Source organism: Bifidobacterium longum subsp. longum JCM 1217 (assembly GCF_000196555.1).
GTDB lineage: Bacteria > Actinomycetota > Actinomycetes > Actinomycetales > Bifidobacteriaceae > Bifidobacterium > Bifidobacterium longum.
The window spans coordinates 112,912-132,008 of record NC_015067.1 but is presented as its reverse complement, the minus strand read 5'-3'; the positions used below and the strand labels follow the sequence as shown (position 1 = coordinate 132,008).

Genomic DNA, 19,097 nt, shown 5'->3' with positions numbered 1-19,097 from the left:
GGAAGGCGTGGCGCAGAGACGGCTGAGACCTTTTGGCGCACCACTGCAGCAAAAAAGATCCCAAGAAGTCGAATTACAGTCCCATCCGACGCATAGCCACCGTGAACATACGGCAAAAGGCATCAACCACGTCACCCGTCCACCCGCTACATTCACAAGCAGTACCGCCCACTCTGCATCATTCGCATATGCAAAGGCCGCGAACCGTACGATGACGGTTCGCGGCCCCCTGACATGCCATTAGGCCACCCGGCTCGCACCGGCTGTTCGGCCTGCCGGCTCAGCCCTCGCGCTTGGGCGCCTGGCTGGCCACGCGGGTCAGGCGCGGCGGGCGGCGCGTGGACACGAACAGCGGCTGCACCTCGACCAGCGGGTTGTACGGCGCCAGGCCGAACCACTTGACCGGGGAACCGGCCACGCGGCGGATCGCGTACTTGATCTGCAGCGAGAGGGCGCCACGGCCGGAGACCTTCGACTCGGGCATCAGCGCCTTGTGGATCACCACGTAGCGGATGGTGCCGATGCCGGGATCGGCGTCAAGCTTCGGGTAGATCGACTGCTGGTTCGGCAGCTCGCCGGTCTTCTCCAGATCGTGCATGATCTGATGCAGGTAGGCCGGGATGGACTGCGAGACCTTGAAGCCGAGGCGGATGCGCACACGGAACAGGTAGTCGGTACCGAAGCTCTCGACCGAATACTCACGGGTGAACGGCTCGTCGGTGGTCTCGACGGCCACCGCCCACCATGCGCGGGCGCGCTTGGGGTGGTCGGCGAAGATCGAGAAGAAGATGTCCGTATCGAGACGCTTCAGGTCCGGATCGCTGGTCAGGTAGACGATGTTGTCCGCGAACCGGTGGATGCGGCTATCGCCGTGCAGCTTGTCCAGCGCGGGGAGGAAGTCCTTCGGCATCATGTGCCGACGCTGCGAGCGCTCCAGCTTGGTGCCCTCGTTCCACGTGTACATGATCATGAGGATCGCCAGCGTGAGCAGCAGCGTGAACCAGCCGCCGTGCAGGAACTTGGCCATCGAGGCGGCGAAGAACAGGACCTGGATCGCCAGGAACACGATGGTGAACACAACGGCGCCGAACTTGTTGCTGCGGTGCCACAGGTAGATGCCCAGCAGGATCGTGGTGGTGATCATCGTGATGGTCAGTGCCAAGCCGTAGGCCGCCGAGATATGTTCCGAATCGCGGAACAGCAGCAGCACGGCCAGCGTGGCCACGCACAGCACCACGTTGACGACCGGAATGTACAGCTGGCCGCGGGTACGGGCAGGGTAACAGACCTGCAGATGCGGCATCCAGTTGAGGCCGGTGGCCTCGGAGACCATGGTGAACGCGCCCGTAATCAGCGCCTGGGAGGCGATGATGCCGGCGGTGGCCGACAGCACGACGGCCACATAGCGCACGTTCGGATCCATCATCTGGAAGAACGGGGTGATCCCCTCGGCGTCGGCCAGTTCGGGGTTGTTCTGGTTGCGCAGCATCCACGCGCCCTGGCCGAAGTAGTTGAGCACCAGCGCCACCTTGATGAACGGCCAGGTGAAGTAGATGTTGCCGCGGCCCACGTGGCCCATATCCGAGTACAGCGCCTCGGCGCCGGTGGTCGAAAGGAACACGGTGCCCATCAGCGCCAGACCGGTGGCGTTATTCGGACTGAACAGGAACTTGATGCCGTAGTACGGGTTGAGTGCGGCGAGCACGGACCAGTCGTTGCCGATGGCTACCACGCCGACGATCGCCAGGAACGCGAACCAGACCATCACCACCGAGCCGAAGACCTTGCCGATCGATTCGGTGCCGCGCGACTGCACGGCGAACAGGATCACGATGATCACCGCGGTGATCATCATCGTCAGATCCTTGTTCTCGGTGAACAGATGCTCCAACGCCGGCAGCGTCTTCAGGCCTTCGACGGCGGACGAGATCGACACGGCCGGCGTCAGCACCGAGTCCGCCAGGAAGGCCGCGCCGCCGAGCATGGCCGGTATGACGAGCCATGCGCCGTATTTGCGAATCAACGAGTACAGAGCAAAGATGATTCTGCAGAAACGGACATCCAAACATCCCAATTCACATCACACATGACCGATTCTCCAGAATCGGACACACAGAACACATTTTTCGGAACTCAGACGTCCGATTCGGCAGAATCGGACACATGTGCACAAGTCGGATGATGAGCACGACTATCGACGGGCGTTCGCCGGTTGTGGACGCCGCTGAAATCGATGCGATCCACACCGGGCACACGCATGAAGACGCACAGTATCAACGCGTGGTATCGCCTGGCACCAGTGTCATGGGAATAAGCACGTTCGGCTCGAACGGCTTGGGGATGTTCTTGCGTGAAGCGTTAGCCGCGGCCACTTCCTCATTGGCAATCGCCTGCACGATATGGTCGGCCGCCGACTGTGCGATCGCCGAGAAATCCTGCGCGACCGCGGTCAGCTTCATGCCGGCCAAATCAGTCAAATACGTACCATCGTAGGCAACGATCTGCAGCTCGTCAGGAATGGAAATTCCACGGCCCAACGCTTCGCGCACGCAGAACGATGCACCAATATCGGAACTGACCACGGCATCGACGCCGTCGGTCGTCACCTTGTCGAGCGCATTGCTGACCGCACGATGATAGCCGGCAAAATCCATCACTTCGCCAGCTTCAACATACTCGTATTTCACGCCTGCGGAGGTCAATTCCTGTTCCAACGTGAGGTAGTAGCGCACCGTCGGGAACGTGGTCTTTCCCAAATCGAACGGTCCTTCCTCGACTTCTCCGCGCGCAGCCAAATCGAAGAATTGATCTCGCGGACCGCCAATCATCACCACATGTTTGGCACCATTGCGGATCAGCATCTGCGCAATCAATCGCCCACCCTGCTCGTGGTCGGATCCGATTGACGAAATACCGTCTCCAAGCACACGGTCGAACGCGACGATCGGGCGATGAATCGACGTCCAATAATCGCCGGGATGCGAAGTGTGCGCACACATGACGATGCCGTCCATCATGTGCCGACGCAACATGTCGACATACTGGATTTCGCCATCCGCCTCATCTGCGGTAGAGCACAGCATAGTGCGTAATCCTTGCGCGGCGAGTGCATGCTGCAGATGTGCGGTAAACGTCGCAAAGAACGGGTGGCGGATGGTAGGCACGATGACGCCGACCAGATTCGTGCAATCATGATACAGATTGCGGGCAAGCTCGTTCGGCACATAATTGAGGGCTTGCATGGCTTTGCGCACACGTTCGCGCATGTCATCAGACACGTACCCGTTGCCGTTCACCACCAGCGAGACGGTGCTCAGAGACACCCCGGCCTTCTTCGCCACATCGCGCATGCCGACCATGATCGCACCTTCCCCGTTATCACTGTTCTATCGTTGTATGCTCACGTGCTTACCACGAAATATTACATTCATTTACATTCTCTCGAACCTGTTCGACAGTCCGGCAACGAAATACAGCTTCTTAGTGTCGACTCCTGCGGAGGCGAAGGCCTTCAGCAGCGGCTTGGTCTGGTCGAATGCAATCACCAGCGTTGCATCCGGACTGGCGGCCTTGATGGCGGTGGCGCTCAGATTTCTTTCACGTTACTCAGCGACCGTCCGTGTAACGTGAAAATTACGCCGGATTGGCAAGCAGCGCAATGCCGAAACCGGCGGCCACGCAAATGAGAGGCACCGCGACGGTTGCTATTCCATAGCCCAGAGCCAGCGTAAAACGACGCTGGCGAATCAATGAAACCACTTCGTTGAGCGCCGTGGAGAATGTTGAGAAACCACCGAGAAATCCGACAACGAACATCATGACCGTGTCCATATCCACCGATTGCGAATAGTAGGACATCATGGCGATGCCCGCGCATAGCGAGGCGACGCCGTTGATGACGAGCGTGGATAGCGGGAAGTTGCGGTTCGTTCTTCGATTCTCGCGGTTCCAGCCTCGTTGAATTGACACGTCGAGCACGTAACGGGCCATGGCTCCCAGACCGCCGAACAGACAGATCATCCACATCATCAGCGCACCTCCCCGGTAGTCGGGTCGGCGACAAGCGAAATCTCCGCAGTGATCGGTTTGGGCTCGAAGCTGGGTGGAAGCGGGTTGGCCGGCTGCTGGATTGGCTGCGACTGCTGCTGGGGCTGCTGGATTGGTTGCGACTGCTGAATCGGCTCGGGCAGCTGCCCCAAGTCTGAAGTATCCGGCTCGCGCAACAACGGCTGCGATGACTGTGTCAGCTGAGGAACGACCAGCGGAGGAATCTGCGGAACGTGGCCTGTCTGCATAGGCTGGATGGCAGTCGGCGGCACGGTTGGCGTTTCGACTCGCGGAACCTGTCCCGTCTGTGCAATCTGCTGGGCCGTCTGCGCGGCCTGCTGCGCCGCCTGCGCGGCTTCCATTGCGGCCTGCGCGGCAGAACGCGCCACGTCGGCCACTTTCACATGGCGTACGCCCTGCGTGTCCGATTCGGCGGAATCGGACACGGAAACAGCTGAAAACGCACCCCGAACCCGCTTTCGAGTACTCCGTGACAGCAGTGCCTGCATCAGAACCACGCCGGCGGCGGCAGTGAGCAAACCGCCTGCAAAATTTCCCGCAAGATAGCCAAGCGCACTGGCGATATGCCGCTCGTGCAGACCTTCCATCGTTTCCAGCATCACGCCGGACATCGTCGAAAGCCCGCCGAGCAAGCCGAGCCCAACGCCACGGCTGACAACCTGCCGCACCCGGCGACGCAGCCACGAAGCGGTCGCCATGAATTCGTTCAGCATCGCGAACAGGAAGCAGGCGACCATATTCGACACAAACGTGCCCACAACGAATGGCGTCCCGCTGACCGACGGCAGGAGCATATCCAACGCATGCCGACAGCCGACTCCAACAAATCCACCGACGAACACCACAACATACATCAGTCCGTCGGCGAGCGGATTGAACCGCGCCTGCATACGTTTCATCGGCGCCAGGGGAATCGTAGGCGGATCCATGGTGTTAGCGGCGGGCGCGGTTGCACCAGCATGCATCACCTCAACAGTGTCGATTGCCTGCGTGATGGGATGTGAGTCCTCACCCGCAGTCACCACGTCTCCCGGCGATTGTTCTTGCGATTCCATTGCGCTCCCCCTGTACTGGCCTTCCGCGGACAGCGTTGTTCCGCCCATAGGCCGTGCAACAACGAGCTGGGCCGCGGTTGCCGCCTTCCTAACGCATATGAGTTTACACGGAGCGCCAACGTATGCACCCTGGATGTCCGATTCCGCAGATTCGTACATCCAGAGTCCAGCCGAATTCAGCCAGGCTCAGTCAAGCCGGGCATCACACAGCCGCCGCATCGCAGGTCGCACCTCGCGCTCCTCCTCGCCACTGAACAGCACCACCAGATAGTCGCCGGCACGCAGCCGTGTATCGCCGCGCGGCACGATCTCGCTTTCGCCGCGACGCAGGCCGATGATCAGGCACCCAGACGGCCAACGCACGTCACGCACCCGCTTGCCGTCCGCAATCGCTCCCATTTCCAATGGCAGTTCCATAATGCCGCTGCCCACATGGCTTGCGATCGCCATCTGCATGCCTTGCGCGCGCACGTACCGCTCCAGCAACTCCCCATAAATCGGTTTGGTGCGCAGCAAATCGGACACCAACAGCGCGACGAAAGCGACGGCCGCGACCGGCAGCATGTGCGTCAACGTTCCAGACATCTCCACAGCCAACAGAATCGACGTGATCGGCGTTTTCACGGACGCGGCGAGCGTGCCCGTCATCACGCACACCGCAAACACCGCCACTGCGTCGGATGGCAGATCACCGAATCGATGCAACACTTCACCGCAGATGCCGCCGGCCAACGAACCGACCGCAAGAATCGGCATGAAAATACCGCCAGGCGCGCCTGAGCCGAAACTCGTGGATGTGAACAGCATCTTCGCCACGAACAGCAGACACAGCATTCCCAAGCCGACGCGCGCATGTTCGGCGGTATCAATCAGATTCGAGCCGCCGCCGAGCACATCGGGCAACCAGATGCCGACAGGCAACGCGATCGCAATCGCAATCATCGGGCGGCTCCATGCCGGCAGTTTGCCGTACAGCGTCTGGAAGCCAAGCAACGAGCGGTTCATCAGCGAACCAACCAAACCGGCCACCAATCCCAACGGAATCAGCCACACATACTCTTCCAACGACAGCTGACCGATATCACCGAAATCCAAAACCGGACGCAGACCGAAACAGTATTTTGAGACGAAATCGGCGGTCAGCGATGCGGCGGTGGCGCCCATCAGAATCGCAGGGGAAAAACTCCGATGCACCCCTTCCAAAGCGAACATCATGCCGGACAGCGGCGCGCTGAACGCGGCGGACAAGCCGGCCGCGGCACCGGCGGTGACCAGATAATGCTCCTGCATGTCCTCACGGCGGCGGCCGCGCAAACGGTGGGACACACACTGCGCGCCCGACGCACCAATCTGAATGGACGGCCCCTCACGGCCGAGCGACAGACCAAACAACGCGCCCAACAGTCCACCGACGAAACGGACTGGCAGAATCGTCTGCCAACGCATCTTCAAGCCGCATATCACCACGCCGTTGGTCTGCGGGATGCCGCTGCCACCAGCCATCGGCTCCTTGCCGACCATCCACGCGATCGCCAGCGCGGCCGCCACCGCGGCAACCGCCCACGGCGCAATCAGCCACGGGGTCTCGCGAATCCGCGCATATATCCAACGGGACGCATCCGTGCCGTATTCGATGCCGAGACGGTATACGACAACCAGCAATCCTGAAACCAGACCAATGACTATGCCGGCCGCCGCCATCTTCCACTTCAAGTGGTCGAATCGCGGAATCAGCCGGCGGATATCATGTGCCGCGTCGTTACCAGTCAAGCCGGGAAATTCGTTGCAGACGGTCAGTCGACCAGCGAATTGATCTGGATGACATGATCGCGCTGCGGACCGGTGCCGATCGCGGAGATACGGCAGCCGCTCAGCTCTTCCAAACGCTTGACGTAGGCCTGGCAGGTGGCGGGCAGCTCGTCGAAGGAGTGGCAGTCGGAGATGTCTTCGTCCCAGCCGGGCATGGTCTCGTAAATCGGCTTGGCGGCGGCGAAAGCGGCCTGATCGGTCGGCATATCGTCGTGACGTTCGCCGTCCACGTCGTAAGCCACGCAGATCGGAATCTCCTTCAGGCCGGTGAGCACGTCGAGCTTGGTGAGCACGATGTCGGTCAGGCCGTTGACCTGGGAGGCGTAACGGTTGACGACCGCATCGAACCAACCACAGCGACGCGGGCGGCCGGTGGTCACGCCGAACTCGTGGCCCTGCTGACGCAGCCATTCGCCGGACTCGTCCAGCAGTTCGGTGGGGAATGGGCCTTCGCCCACGCGGGTGACGTAGGCCTTGGAGACGCCGATTACGCGGGTGATCTTGGTGGGGCCCACGCCGGTGCCGGTGCAGGCGCCGCCGGCGGTCGGGTTGGAAGAGGTGACGAACGGGTAGGTGCCGTGGTCCACGTCAAGCATGGTGGCCTGAGCGCCTTCAAACAGTACGGTCTTGCCTTCGTCAAGCGCCTTGTTGAGAATCAGGCCGGTGTTGGCCACGTACGGCTTGAGGCGTTCGCCGAGCTTCAGCAGCTCCTCGGTGGTCCGGTCCACGTCGATCGGACGACGGTTGTAGAGCTTGACCAGCATCTGGTTCTTCTGGTGCAGGCTGGCCTCCACCTTGTCGTGCAGATGGTCGGCGTTGAACAGGTCATGCACGCGGATGCCGACACGGTTGATCTTGTCCGCGTAGGCCGGGCCGATGCCACGGCCGGTGGTGCCGATCTTGTGCTTGCCAAGGAAGCGTTCAGTCACCTTGTCGAGTGTGCGGTGGTAGGGCGCGATGATGTGTGCGGCCTCGCTCACCTTGAGGTGGGAGCAATCGATGCCGCGGGATTCCAAGCCGTCGATCTCCTCGAAGAGCACTTCCGGGTCCACGACCACGCCGTTGCCGATCACCGGGGTCAGGTTCGGGTTGATGATGCCGGAGGGCAGCAGATGCAGGGCGTACGACTCATCGCCGACCACCACGCTATGGCCCGCGTTGTTGCCGCCGTTGAAGCGCGCGACGTAATCGACCTTGGTGCCGATCAGATCGGTAGCCTTGCCTTTACCCTCGTCGCCCCACTGAGCACCGATAAGAACAATTCCAGGCATGATGCACCTCCGCATTCGCACGATTCCGCCGGAAACAGACTACCTTACACCCTCTACCCTGCGAAGTTTCGTCTCACGCAGGGCGAGGCTGGAGGCGCGACAACCCGGAATGGGTGACGAATTTCTACTCGTACGAGGCGATGCTGTGACCAATCGCACAGCGCACAGGTTGAAGAACGGGGCCTAGAGGGCATGCCTCGCGCGATAATGAAGCCATGACGATCGCAACACCGGAACGCTATGCCGAAATGCTCGAGGCCGCCCGCCGAGGCGGTTACGCCTATCCAGCCATCAACGTAACCAGCTCACAGACACTGAATGCTGCGTTGAAGGGCTTCGCAGACGCCGAGTCCGACGGCATCATCCAGATTTCCGTGGGAGGCGCGGCCTACGTCTCCGGCAGGGGGGTCAATGATCGCGTTACCGGCTCGCTGGCGCTGGCGGCTTTCACACATGAAGTGGCTGCGAAATACCCGAACATCACCATCGCTCTGCACACCGATCACTGCGCCAAGCAGTATCTGGATGAGTGGGCGCGTCCTCTGCTCGCGCATGAGGCCGATCAGGTGGCACGAGGCCAGGAGCCTACATTCCAGTCGCATATGTGGGATGGCTCCACCGTGCCGCTCAAGGAAAATCTGGACATCGCCGAGGAACTGCTCGACAAGTCGCAGAAGGCGCACACCGTGCTCGAAATCGAAATCGGCGCGGTCGGCGGTGAGGAAGACGGTCACTCCGCCGAAATCAATGAAAAGCTGTATTCCACTCCGGAAGATGGCCTCGAAGTCGCCCGCCGACTGGGTTTGGGCGAACGTGGCCGGTACATGGCCGCTTTCACATTCGGCAATGTGCATGGCGCCTACAAGCCCGGCGTGGTCAAGCTGCGTCCGTCGCTACTCGGCGACATTCAGGCGCGTGTGGCGCGCGCGGTGGCCGAAGGCGAGTTGCCTAGCGCGGCCGGCATAGTCGATTTCCCCAACGGCAAGCCGTTTGAGCTGGTGTTCCACGGCGGCTCCGGTTCACGCCCGGAAGAAATCGCCGAAGCTGTAAGCTACGGCGTGATCAAGATGAACATCGACACCGATACCCAGTACGCCTTCACCCGTCCAATCGCCGACCACGTGTTCGAGAACTACGACAAGGTGCTGAAGATCGACGGCGAAGTGGGCGAGAAGAAGTTCTACGATCCGCGTTCTTGGGGCCGTAAGGCTGAGGATTCCATGTCCGCCCGCGTGGTCGAGGCTTGCCGGCAGCTGGGTTCCGCGGGCAAAGCGCTCAAATAGCGCGTAGTTTTGCGATCGTGCGCGACACTTTCCCGGAAATAATGAAAATCATTGAAAATCAATGGAGCGGACAACGGGAGTCGAACCCGCCTCTAAAGCTTGGGAAGCTTTCATTCTACCGATGAACTATGTCCGCATGCCTTACGGCTGCTGCACCTCACGTGACGAGCATGCTCAGCCAAACGAGGCACGAATAGTTATCCTAGCACGTCACCTGCCGACGCGCGTGGAGTAGGTGGGCGGAGCGATCGGCGTGCCGTTCATTTCGTTGGCCATCTGCATGAGACGCGCTATGCGCTCATCGGTCGGCGGGTGCGTGGAGAACAAGCGCGAGAAACCGACCGCGGAGAACGGGTTGGCGATCATCATTGCGGAGACGGACTGGGTGCCGGCGGTTTTGCGCATCGGCGCGGTCTGTGCGCCGTAGGAAATCTTGTTCAGCGCGGAAGCCAGGGCCTCGGGATCGCCGGTGAGCAAGCTGCCGTCTTCATCGGCGTCGTATTCGCGGGTGCGGGAGATGGCCATCTGGATCAAAGACGCGGCAATCGGCGCGAGAATCACGCTCAGCAATGCGCCGATCAGGCCGAGGCCACCGGAACTATCGCGGTCGTCTCGCGAGCCGCCACCGAAATACATCAGCGAATAGCCCAGATAGGAGATGACAGTGGCCATGGCAGAGGCGATGGCGGAAGTCAGGATGTCGTGGTTGTACACGTGCATAAGTTCGTGGCCCAGCACACCACGCAGTTCACGGGCGTTGAGAATCTGCAGGATGCCTTGGGTGCAGCAGACAGCCGCGTGCCGTTCGTTGCGTCCGGTGGCGAAGGCGTTCGGGCTCATGGTGGGGGCGATGTAGATGCGCGGCATCGGCTTGCCGGCCTTGGCGCTCAGTTCACGCACGATCTGGTAGATTTCCGGGGCTTCCTGTTCGCTGACTTCCCGCGCACCCATGGAGGCGATGGCGAGTTTGTCGGAGAACCAGTAGGTGCCGAACGTGGTAATCAGGCCGATGACAATATAGATGCTCAGGGTTTGCCGACTGCCGCCCGTGGCCCACCAAATCAGCATGATGATGGCCCACATCAGGGCAAACAGCAGCGTTGTCTTCAGGCCGTTGAAATGGCCGTGCACCCGTACTTTGGCATCCATAATGCACACACTAAAATCGCAGGCTGAATGATTGCTGGATATGCGCCGCGAGAAATGTCCCATATTCGCCCGGCCCGTCCGGCCCCGAGCCCGGCCGCGTCCGCACGGGGCGCGGCCGGGTGGACGAATGCCGGACGAATGCCGGACGAATGCCGGACGGGCGTGGGCGGGCCGTCAGGCGTGGGCGAGCTCGCGCATCTGGTCGGGCTCGATGACCTTCTTGTGCTCGCGGCCTTCCTTGGCACCCTCGGCGCGCTCGAAAGCGTCGACCTTCTTCCAGCCGGCGAAGTCGATCGGGCGAATGCCGCGCTCGGCCAGCAGTCGGTCGATGGATTCGGGGTCGCGGTCGGCTGCCACACGGCCACCTTCAGCGGCCTTGGCCAGATCCTCGAGCATGTTGGTCACGATGGCGAGCGCATCGGACTTGGTGGAGCCGATCAGGCCCACCGGGCCGCGCTTGGCCCAACCGGTGGCGTACAGGCGGTCGCGCACTTCGCCGCCGTCGGCCTCGGTGGTGATGCGGCCGTCGCCGTTGGCGTTGGCCAGGTGGGCGCCGTGCTCGTCGTAGGCAATGCCGGGGGCTTCGGCGGGCTTGTAACCGATGGCGTGGTAGACGGCCTCAACCGGGTAGTCGGTGAACTCGCCGGTGCGGTGCATCTTGCCGTCGGCACCGGTTTCGGTGCGCTCCACGCGGATGGCCTTGACCTTGCCGTCCTCGCCGAGAATCTCGGTGGGGGCGGAGTTGAAGTGCACGTAGTACTTTCGGTCGGCCGGGTTGCCTTCGAAGTCGACGTCGCCGTCGTCTTCCATGTCTTCGGCCATCTCGCGGATGGCGAACAGCTCCTCGACCATCTGGCGGGTGAGCTTGTCCTTGCCGGCCACCTCGATGGTCTCGTCGTCCAGATCGAAGTCGTCCTCGTTGATGATGAGCTGCACGCCGGGCAGCTTCTCCATCTCGCGCAGTTCCTGCACGCTGAACTTGGCCTGGGCCACGCCACGGCGGATGAACAGGTGGAGCACCTTGGCCTTGTTCTGGCCGATGCCCTCGTACACGTTGTCCGGAATGTCGGTCTTGACCTTGAGGTCGTCGGCGTTGCGCATGAGTTCGCGGGCCACGTCCATGGCCACGTTGCCGCCGCCGATTACGGCGACGTTCTCGGCCGTAAGCGGCCATTCGCGGGCACCGGTGGGGTAGCCGTCATACCATTCGACGAACTTGGCGGCGCCGTACACGCCTTCAAGGTCGGCACCGGGCAGGTTCAGCGGCTTGTCCTTGACCGCGCCGGTGGCGAACAGCACGGCGTCGTAACGGGCCAACAGGTCGTCAAGAGTCACGTCCTTGCCGAATTCCACGTCGCAGTAGAGGTGGATGTTCGGGTTGTCGAGCGTCTTCTCAAGCGCGGAGGCGATGAACTTGATGGACGGGTGGTCCGGGGCCACACCGTAACGCACCAGGCCGAACGGCACCGGCAGCTTCTCGAACAGGTCGATGCGCGCTTCGGTGCCGAGGCCAAGTTCTTCGCCCAGCTTCTTGAGCTGGCGCAGGAAGATATCGGATGAGTAGACGCCGGCCGGGCCAGCGCCGATTACAGCAATGCGGAGTTCAGTATTCACAGATTCAGTCACGCGCTCTAGCCTAACGCAAAGCCTTCCGTTGCAACAGAGGGAGGGTGGTGGGAATTCTGTGTATTAGGCCATAGTTTGTGCGTTTGGGAAACCTACGAGCACTGCTAATGTCAGATTATGGGTTTTCCTATTGGTCAAGTTATTGCCGTTCTCATTCCAAGAAGCATGCAAGGCGGATCAGGCCCTTACTCCGGATACGTTTATGCTGCAAGGCGGTTATCCACGCATTTACGACACGAGAATGCCGCTCAATCTGTTCTTCTCGAACTACATCGACACTTATATCGAACGTGATGTTTCCGAATATCTTGATGTACGCAATTTGGCTGACTTCCGCCGATTCTTGACTCTTTGCGCACTCAGTTCCGGAGCACTCATAAACTACACCAACATCGCCAATGAACTTGGTGTAAGTCCGCGAACCGTAAAGGCATGGATGTCGATTCTGGAATCAAGTTACATCGCATTCCATCTCATACCGTTCTACACGAACGCACGCAAACAGGTGGTCAAAACGCCGAAACTCTATTTTTATGACACTGGCTTGCTGTGCCATCTCTTGGGCATTCGGACGGTCGAAGCACTGGTTGCGCACCCCAAGTTCGGCGATATATTTGAAAACCTCATCATTGCGGAAACCATGAAACAGCATTTGAACGCCAATCAGGAGCCACAATTATTCTTCTACCGCGATGCCAGCAAGGTCGAGGTGGATTTGTTGGATTTCACCGATCCTAACAACCGTATGCTCATAGAAATCAAATCCGGACAAACCTATCATGACCGATTCGCTCGGCACCTCACTTTAATTGGCAATGTTCTCGGTATACCGTGTGAGCGACAGTACGTAACCAGTCGGGTTGAACATAGTTATGTCTCACAAGGAATCCGCGTCACTTCCGCCCTCGATTGGCTAGAAGGCCGACGGTAAAGAGCCGCCGCAGAACAATAACAATACTGCACAACCGGCGAATCCCTTGATGACACTGAAGACGTCACCTCCAACGGCTCTTTACGACCTCGATTGCATTCATTAGGCCATTTCTTCGTTCATTAGGTCGGAGGGTGCTGAAGCCATCCCTTGGAACGGCGGGGTTTCAAGGGCCGCTCCGACCAAGGACCGACCTAATAAACGTCAAACCGACCTAATGAATAACTCCGATACCGGATTATGAGCAACACAGCCGCAACGAAATGCGCCGCACAGGCTTAGCCCGAACATCGATTCGGGTTCAAGCCAGTGCGACGCAGATCAACTTCAGGTATAAGACCTGTATTCAATTATTGGGTTGTTATTAGCCTAGGGGCAATAGCCTCACGTCAGGCACGGCGCTTGCGCCAGATAACCAGACCGGCGCCAGCCGCGCCGAGCACAACTACGGCCGCAGCAACGGCAGCCACCGCACTACCCGTGGGGGCAGTGGTAGTAGCGTTCTTCTGCTGCTGGTCAGGCTTCTGGTTTTGCCCAGGCTTCTGCTGACCGGGCTTCTGCGGTTCAGGCTTTTCGCCGCTATCCTTCTTGGCGAGACCATCGTGTGCGGCAGTGAGTTTGTTGAGCGCAGCGGTCACCTGCGGTGCGGTTGCGGCCGGATCCTTGACTACCTGCTTTGCGGCAGCAAGTGCATCCGCATATGCCTTCCACGAATCAGCCGTGTAGTCGTTCTGGTTGAGCTTCTCACTCTCAACAGCGGCGATCTTGTCGGTAAGAGGCTTGCGCTCCTCATCGGTGGCAGGCGGAACCGGAGCCTCGGGCTTAGTTACCGTGACTTCGACGGACGCGGACTTGTTCTCGTCAACCGTGGAGGTGGCGGTGATGGTCGCCGTACCTTCGGCAACGGCGGTCACCTTGCCATCCTTGTCCACAGTAGCGACCTTCGCGTCGGAGGACTTCCAGGCCACGGTCTTGGCCGCATCACCGGTCACCTTCACCTCGGCCGACAACTGGGCAGTATCACCAGCGACCAGCGCCAGCTTGCCATCCTTGACACCATCACCGGAGACGGCAACGGAATCCACAGACGGAGTCGGGGTCGGGGTCACGGCTTCGCCCTTGCCGAGATTGATGTTGGCGTAGTCGGACTCATTTCCGGCGGCATCCTGCGCATAGAAGTGCACGTAAGTGTCGTGGTCAGCGGAGAGCTGCACCTTCACCTTGTCCTCGTCGGTGTAGGTGCCCCACATCGTGTTCTCGTTGGACTTCGGGTTGCTGGACGGGCCGGTGGAGTACAGCACACGGGTCACGCCGGAGCCTGCGGCACCGTCATCAGCGGTGAGAGAGACGACCACATCGTTGCCGTTCTTGCTCTCCTGCTTAGCGGTGACCACCGGCACGTTGGTGTCGACCTTGATGGTCTGGGAGACCTCGCGGCTGTTGTCGTTTTCATCGGTGGCACGGGCGGAAATGGTCACGGAACCCTGCGCGGTCACGCTGATCGGGCCCTTGCCACTGGTCCACTCGCCCTTGCCGATCTTGTACTCGATCGTCTTTATCGGCACGGTGGAGACGCCGCGCTGCGCGGTGATGGTGAACTTCGGGGCAGTGGTGTACCAGCCGGAGCCGGGGGCCGCGGAGTCGAAATCGATAGCAACAATCGGCTGGGCTTTCGGGTCGGAAGGCGCGACGACGAAGAACGTGCCTTCCGCCTTGATATTGCCGACACCCTCGATAGAGCCTTCCACGAAGCCGACCTGTTCGGCTTCAGCATACTCGGCGGCCGGGATACTGTCCCAAGTCACTTTGTGACCCGACTCGACCGAGCCGTCAGCGTAGGTCAGCGCCACGGTATCCTGCAATACCGGCTTGACACCGGGAGCGGTGATGGTGGAGACGTACTCCGCGTCGGTCACCTCGGTGTTGAGCTGGTCGTAGACACCAATAGTGGCCGTCGCCTGACCGGCCGCAACTTTGATGTTGTCATAGGTACCGGCAGCAGTAGTGCCCTTGACTTCGGCGGTAGTACCAGCTGTAGCATAAGCGTCGGCCGGAACGGTTTCCCAAGTCACTGGAACCTTAATGCTGGGACCATCTTGAGGTGTCGCCCACACTTCTGCAGGCAACTTCGAGGTCGGGTCCACGCCCGGCGTGGTGCGCACGGCAACTTGCTGCACGTCTAAGAAAGCACCTGGGTCGCCCGGATCCACTGGTAGTGCAGCGCTGGTACCAAACACCTGCCACTCAGTGACGGTAATACCCTTGTTGTCATTGGCCTTCTTGTTCACCACAAGCTTCATGGACTTGGTGGTGACCTGGTCGAAGGTGTAGGTATACGGACCATACACCGGGTTGGTGGCGTCGAGCTCGTCGTCGGCGGGGAATGTCTTGTCCACCTTCAGGTTCGGCACGGTCTCGTACTGGCCGGAATCAGCATTGAGATACTCAATCGAGACATCCTTGGGCAGCGGCACGCCACCATCACCGGTCTTGACGTTCGTCCAGTAGTAGCCCACAGACTTGGACGTGGTCACGGCGCGATTCCATGTGTAAGTGGCAGTTTCGCTGGCACTGGTGTTGCCCCAAGTGCCCCAACCGCCATAGCTGGCGTTGCCGTCCAAGCTATCGTCATTGATGGCAGCAGTGCTGTTCCAGCCAGTGACATAGCTGACCTGAACGTCTGGTGCATTGTCGTTGCCTTTTTCTGCATTGAGCGCAACATTCGTTTCAGCGTCGTCCGCCAGTGCACTCGGCGCGGCCGATACGGAGAAGACACCGCCAGCCAGCAGCGTGGCCGCAGCTACGAACAGTGCGGCGAATCGTTTCGCCACACCGCCCTTCACGGCCGAAGTAGTGCTTTCGATGGTCATAATATTCTTTCTGTTAGGCGTTATGGTTTGTATCACTCATCTCCCGCCGTGTCGTGCACTACGGGAGACGGTTTGGTCGCAGGAAAACGTCAGCTCATCTTGGCGCGAGCGGAGGCAAGCAGAACCACCTGACGATCACGACTGGAAAGCAGCCCCTCGTCTTGATAGGTCTTCGTGACCTCCTGCACCTTCTTGATGAAGGCGGCACGGTCCTTGAACGGCGCGCCCGCCCAGATGTCATCCATCAGCGTGCTCTCGCTACGGTCCTGTGCAGCCGGGCGCTTCGGGTTCAGCACATCGGTGAGCTTGCCTGCGAAGCCCACATACTCGTCCTTGCGCTGGAAGTACATGTGGTACGGGGTGTTGTCGCCGTTGTAGGCGGGCTCGAACTCGTCGCCGTCAATGATGAAGTAGTTCTTCGTGCCTTCCTTCTTCTGTACGCCCAGTTTGATGGTGCCATCCAAGCCGTTGCGCTCGTAGAAGCCGCGTTGGATGAACTTGGTGGATGGGTTGAGCGCGTTGAGCACCGTGGGACCGTAGAACAGCGTCTGGATGTCCTTGCGGTCATCAGTCGACTCGGTGCGCAGCTGCAGCGGGATGGTGACGACGATCTTGTCCCCGACCTTCCAGCTGCCGGCCACGGTGGCGTATTCGCCAGCGGTGACGCCATCTATAGCCTTGCCGTTCACCTCGATCTTCGCACCTTTGCTCCACGCGGGGATGCGGATGCGGAAGGTGACGGCGCTCTTCGGCGCGGCCGTAATGGAAATCGTCGAGGTCTCCTCCTCCGGATAGTTGGTTTCCTGTGCGAGCTTCAGGCCGGTGTCGGTCCAGTCGAGTGTGGAAGCTGTGAACAGATTGACGTACAGTTCCTTGTTGTCCGTCGAGTGGAAGTAGATGGAATCCTGGTACTTCGAGTGGCTTTCCAGAGCGGTGCCGCCACAGCAAGTGCCGATGTTGCCATCACCATATTCCTTCTGCGTAGCCGGATTCACTGGGTACATGTAGCAGTTGCCCGGCGTGAGGGCCGTGCCGGAATCGAGGTCACGGGACTTACCTCCGAGAATATGGTTGAGAATCGTGCGCTCATAATAGTCCATGTAGGCAGGTTTTTGTTCGATAAAGAACAGATAGCGAGCCACCTTGAGCATGTTGTATGCCGCGCAGGATTCCGCGTTGCGCTTGCCGATATCGCCGGCCACAGTATGTGCCGGCCCCCACATCTCGCCTTCGCCAGTACCACCGTGAGCATACATACGGCCGGGCACAATCATGCCCCAGTACCCCTCAACGGCCTTGAGATAACGCGCACGAGCATCAGCATCGATATCCGCGTCGCCCATGGCCGCGTCTTTGGCGTAACCGACGAACTGTGGAATGTGCTGGTTGGCGTGCAAGTTGTTGAGGATATCGACACCAGCACCACAGTTGTCAATGAGCTTGTCAGTGTCGAAAAATGCGGAGGCCTTAAGAAATTCGCTACGGTCCTTGTCCTTGGAGACGTTGTACAAATCCACCAGCGAATCATTCATGCCGCCGTATTCACCACCGATGTAGATGTCCCACATCTTCTGCAGCTGGGTTTTGGTGCATTTGCTCAGACGCGCATAGGTCCAATGTCCGATGCCTTCAGCCAGGTCGAGCGCGTCGGCATTACCGGCAAACTCGTAAGCGGCAATCAGACCGGCAAGAATCTTGTGCTCCGTGTACCACGGTGCCCAAATCTCGCCATAGGGAGCATATTCCTCCAATGCCTTGAACTGCCACTCGCCATAGGCGGCAAGGAAGCCGGGGTGGCTGTAGCGGGCTTTGCCGTTATACTTCATCTCGCGCAGGGAATCTCGGCATTCCTTCAGGCCGGAGACGAACTCGTTGATCTTGTTGAGAATCGCTTCCTCCCCCGTTTCGGCATACGCTTGGGAGAGCATGTGCAATGCATGTCCGGCAAAGTGGCCGCGCAACAGACCATCAGCACCGTTCTTGTTCTGGCCACGCGTGTATTCGGCATCGCCCCATTGCTGTTCAACAGCCTTGTCTAGCGAGCCGCTGGGGAAGTTCTCCCAGCCACCGGAAGGCTGCGTCGTGTTGTCCTTAGGCAGCAGGTTCGCCTGCGCACGGAAGCAAACCAGCCAGCGGTCTACCGGATAGTTGCGTGCATAGTCGAGCATCCCTTCCTTGGCACGATCGAACACGCTGTTCGAGGTGATGGCGACGTTCCGCAGAGGGAACGGAGCTACCTTCCAGCCCGGCAGAGCGGGCGCGTCGGTAATGGTCTTCGCGCTTTTCGTGGTGCGCTGCGCTGCGGGAACGGCCACGCCGCCCGCGCCGTTCGCGCCCGTTGCACCTGCCGTGCCAGCGACGGATGGCGCTGCCTGCACCGTTGTCACTCCTGTACCCAATGCACTCGCCACGGCGATGGTGCCGCCGATGGCGGCCGCGCCTGCGAGCACAGCACGGCGAGAGATGCCGTTTGTTGCTTCCGTTGAACTCATCTTGCTCCTTCGTTGGACTGCCGCGCGTTCATTGCGAGGCATGACGGACGAAGACACTCTGCCGCATTCGCAACCATTCAATGCACTTAATCCATTCAATGGCCCGACGACGCAGGTAAGATGCGTCAGTGGATGGCACACACATACTCGGAATCGTCTGGTACTGCCCGTTTTACCATCACATCATTGTGGTGCGTCCCCGTCGTCATGTATGTATGGGAGAGATGACGGTAAAGCAAACAGTTACCATATGCGATTATTCGAGTTTTTGCGCGCCCTCCATGCCGCTTGTCTTCGTTGTGCGCGTTCACAATAACTCAAACAGACGATTCTCACCATGCGTCAAAGAAAGCGACTCACTCATTTTTTCTCTGGTTTTCGTAGCGCACAATACCAATGAAAATCAGTCTTTATCAGCATTTCCAGCCATGCTATTTTCGTAATTTTCCTTTTGTTTTCCTCTTGCGAAAACCAACGAACCCAAACACATATGCTCACCAATAACACAGTAAATGCATTCAAATTAACATGTTCCCGAGCAAC

At 59.7% G+C, this 19,097-nt stretch carries 11 protein-coding genes, 1 tRNA gene and 1 pseudogene; 2 read left to right on the top strand and 11 right to left on the bottom strand.

Going from position 1 to position 19,097, the window contains the following annotated elements; all coding sequences use genetic code 11:
• Positions 1-280: 280 nt before the first annotated feature.
• From BLLJ_RS00525 to BLLJ_RS00500, 6 genes and pseudogenes are all read right to left on the bottom strand, one after another.
• A pseudogene (locus tag BLLJ_RS00525) lies at positions 281-2,041 on the bottom strand (KUP/HAK/KT family potassium transporter); the annotation flags it as partial.
• 232 nt (positions 2,042-2,273) lie between these two features.
• Entirely contained in the window at positions 2,274-3,359 is a 1,086-nt protein-coding gene (locus BLLJ_RS00520) for a LacI family DNA-binding transcriptional regulator (protein WP_007051663.1), read from the bottom strand.
• Between the two features lie 274 nt (positions 3,360-3,633).
• Entirely contained in the window at positions 3,634-4,029 is a 396-nt protein-coding gene (locus BLLJ_RS11075; protein WP_007051665.1) for a fluoride efflux transporter FluC, read from the bottom strand.
• Positions 4,029-5,123 (bottom strand): fluoride efflux transporter FluC, encoded by a 1,095-nt coding sequence (locus BLLJ_RS10825; RefSeq protein ID WP_032685028.1) that lies wholly within the window; start codon positions 5,121-5,123, stop codon positions 4,029-4,031. Before BLLJ_RS10825 ends, BLLJ_RS11075 begins: the two co-directional genes overlap by 1 nt.
• Positions 5,124-5,309: 186 nt before the next feature.
• The gene (locus BLLJ_RS00505) at positions 5,310-6,893 is read right to left on the bottom strand and encodes a ClC family H(+)/Cl(-) exchange transporter (RefSeq protein ID WP_007051667.1); all 1,584 of its coding nucleotides are present in this window, start codon (positions 6,891-6,893) and stop codon (positions 5,310-5,312) included.
• A 23-nt stretch (positions 6,894-6,916) separates the two neighbouring features.
• Positions 6,917-8,203: an adenylosuccinate synthase gene (locus tag BLLJ_RS00500; protein WP_013582320.1), complete on the bottom strand. Its 1,287-nt coding sequence runs from the start codon at positions 8,201-8,203 to the stop codon at positions 6,917-6,919.
• Positions 8,204-8,418: 215 nt separating this feature from the next.
• Here BLLJ_RS00500 and fbaA point away from each other — a divergent pair, with 215 nt between their 5' ends.
• Positions 8,419-9,486, top strand: a complete 1,068-nt coding sequence (fbaA, locus tag BLLJ_RS00495; protein WP_013582319.1) for a class II fructose-bisphosphate aldolase — start codon at positions 8,419-8,421, stop codon at positions 9,484-9,486.
• Positions 9,487-9,548: 62 nt separating this feature from the next.
• Here the strand turns inward: fbaA and BLLJ_RS00490 are convergent.
• The 3 genes from BLLJ_RS00490 to BLLJ_RS00480 form a co-directional block, all read right to left on the bottom strand.
• A tRNA-Gly gene (locus BLLJ_RS00490) sits at positions 9,549-9,622 on the bottom strand.
• Positions 9,623-9,696: 74 nt separating this feature from the next.
• A complete protein-coding gene (gene htpX / locus BLLJ_RS00485; protein WP_007055925.1) occupies positions 9,697-10,635 on the bottom strand; it encodes a zinc metalloprotease HtpX in 939 nt (312 codons plus the stop codon).
• A gap of 174 nt (positions 10,636-10,809) precedes the next feature.
• Positions 10,810-12,261 (bottom strand): FAD-dependent oxidoreductase, encoded by a 1,452-nt coding sequence (locus BLLJ_RS00480; protein ID WP_015713215.1) that lies wholly within the window; start codon positions 12,259-12,261, stop codon positions 10,810-10,812.
• Between the two features lie 130 nt (positions 12,262-12,391).
• Between BLLJ_RS00480 and BLLJ_RS00475 the strand changes: the two genes are divergently transcribed.
• The gene (locus BLLJ_RS00475; protein ID WP_013582317.1) at positions 12,392-13,192 is read left to right on the top strand and encodes an ATP-binding protein; all 801 of its coding nucleotides are present in this window, start codon (positions 12,392-12,394) and stop codon (positions 13,190-13,192) included.
• Between the two features lie 389 nt (positions 13,193-13,581).
• Here BLLJ_RS00475 and BLLJ_RS00470 read toward each other — a convergent pair whose 3' ends face one another.
• On the bottom strand, positions 13,582-16,062 hold the full coding sequence (locus tag BLLJ_RS00470) for an Ig-like domain-containing protein (protein ID WP_013582316.1): 2,481 nt from the start codon (positions 16,060-16,062) through the stop codon (positions 13,582-13,584).
• Between the two features lie 89 nt (positions 16,063-16,151).
• Positions 16,152-18,554: a beta-L-arabinofuranosidase gene (locus BLLJ_RS00465; RefSeq protein WP_013410459.1), complete on the bottom strand. Its 2,403-nt coding sequence runs from the start codon at positions 18,552-18,554 to the stop codon at positions 16,152-16,154.
• Positions 18,555-19,097: the final 543 nt, after the last annotated feature.

Bases quoted from the DNA above. Each gene is read 5' to 3' on its own strand.
- BLLJ_RS00500 (WP_013582320.1), bottom strand. From the start codon at position 8,203: ATGCCTGGAATTGTTCTTATCGGTGCTCAGTGGGGCGACGAGGGTAAA.
- BLLJ_RS00520 (WP_007051663.1), bottom strand. From the start codon at position 3,359: ATGGTCGGCATGCGCGATGTGGCGAAGAAGGCCGGGGTGTCTCTGAGC.
- htpX (WP_007055925.1), bottom strand. From the start codon at position 10,635: ATGGATGCCAAAGTACGGGTGCACGGCCATTTCAACGGCCTGAAGACA.
- BLLJ_RS10825 (WP_032685028.1), bottom strand. From the start codon at position 5,123: ATGGAATCGCAAGAACAATCGCCGGGAGACGTGGTGACTGCGGGTGAG.
- BLLJ_RS00470 (WP_013582316.1), bottom strand. From the start codon at position 16,062: ATGACCATCGAAAGCACTACTTCGGCCGTGAAGGGCGGTGTGGCGAAA.
- fbaA (WP_013582319.1), top strand. From the start codon at position 8,419: ATGACGATCGCAACACCGGAACGCTATGCCGAAATGCTCGAGGCCGCC.
- BLLJ_RS11075 (WP_007051665.1), bottom strand. From the start codon at position 4,029: ATGATGTGGATGATCTGTCTGTTCGGCGGTCTGGGAGCCATGGCCCGT.
- BLLJ_RS00465 (WP_013410459.1), bottom strand. From the start codon at position 18,554: ATGAGTTCAACGGAAGCAACAAACGGCATCTCTCGCCGTGCTGTGCTC.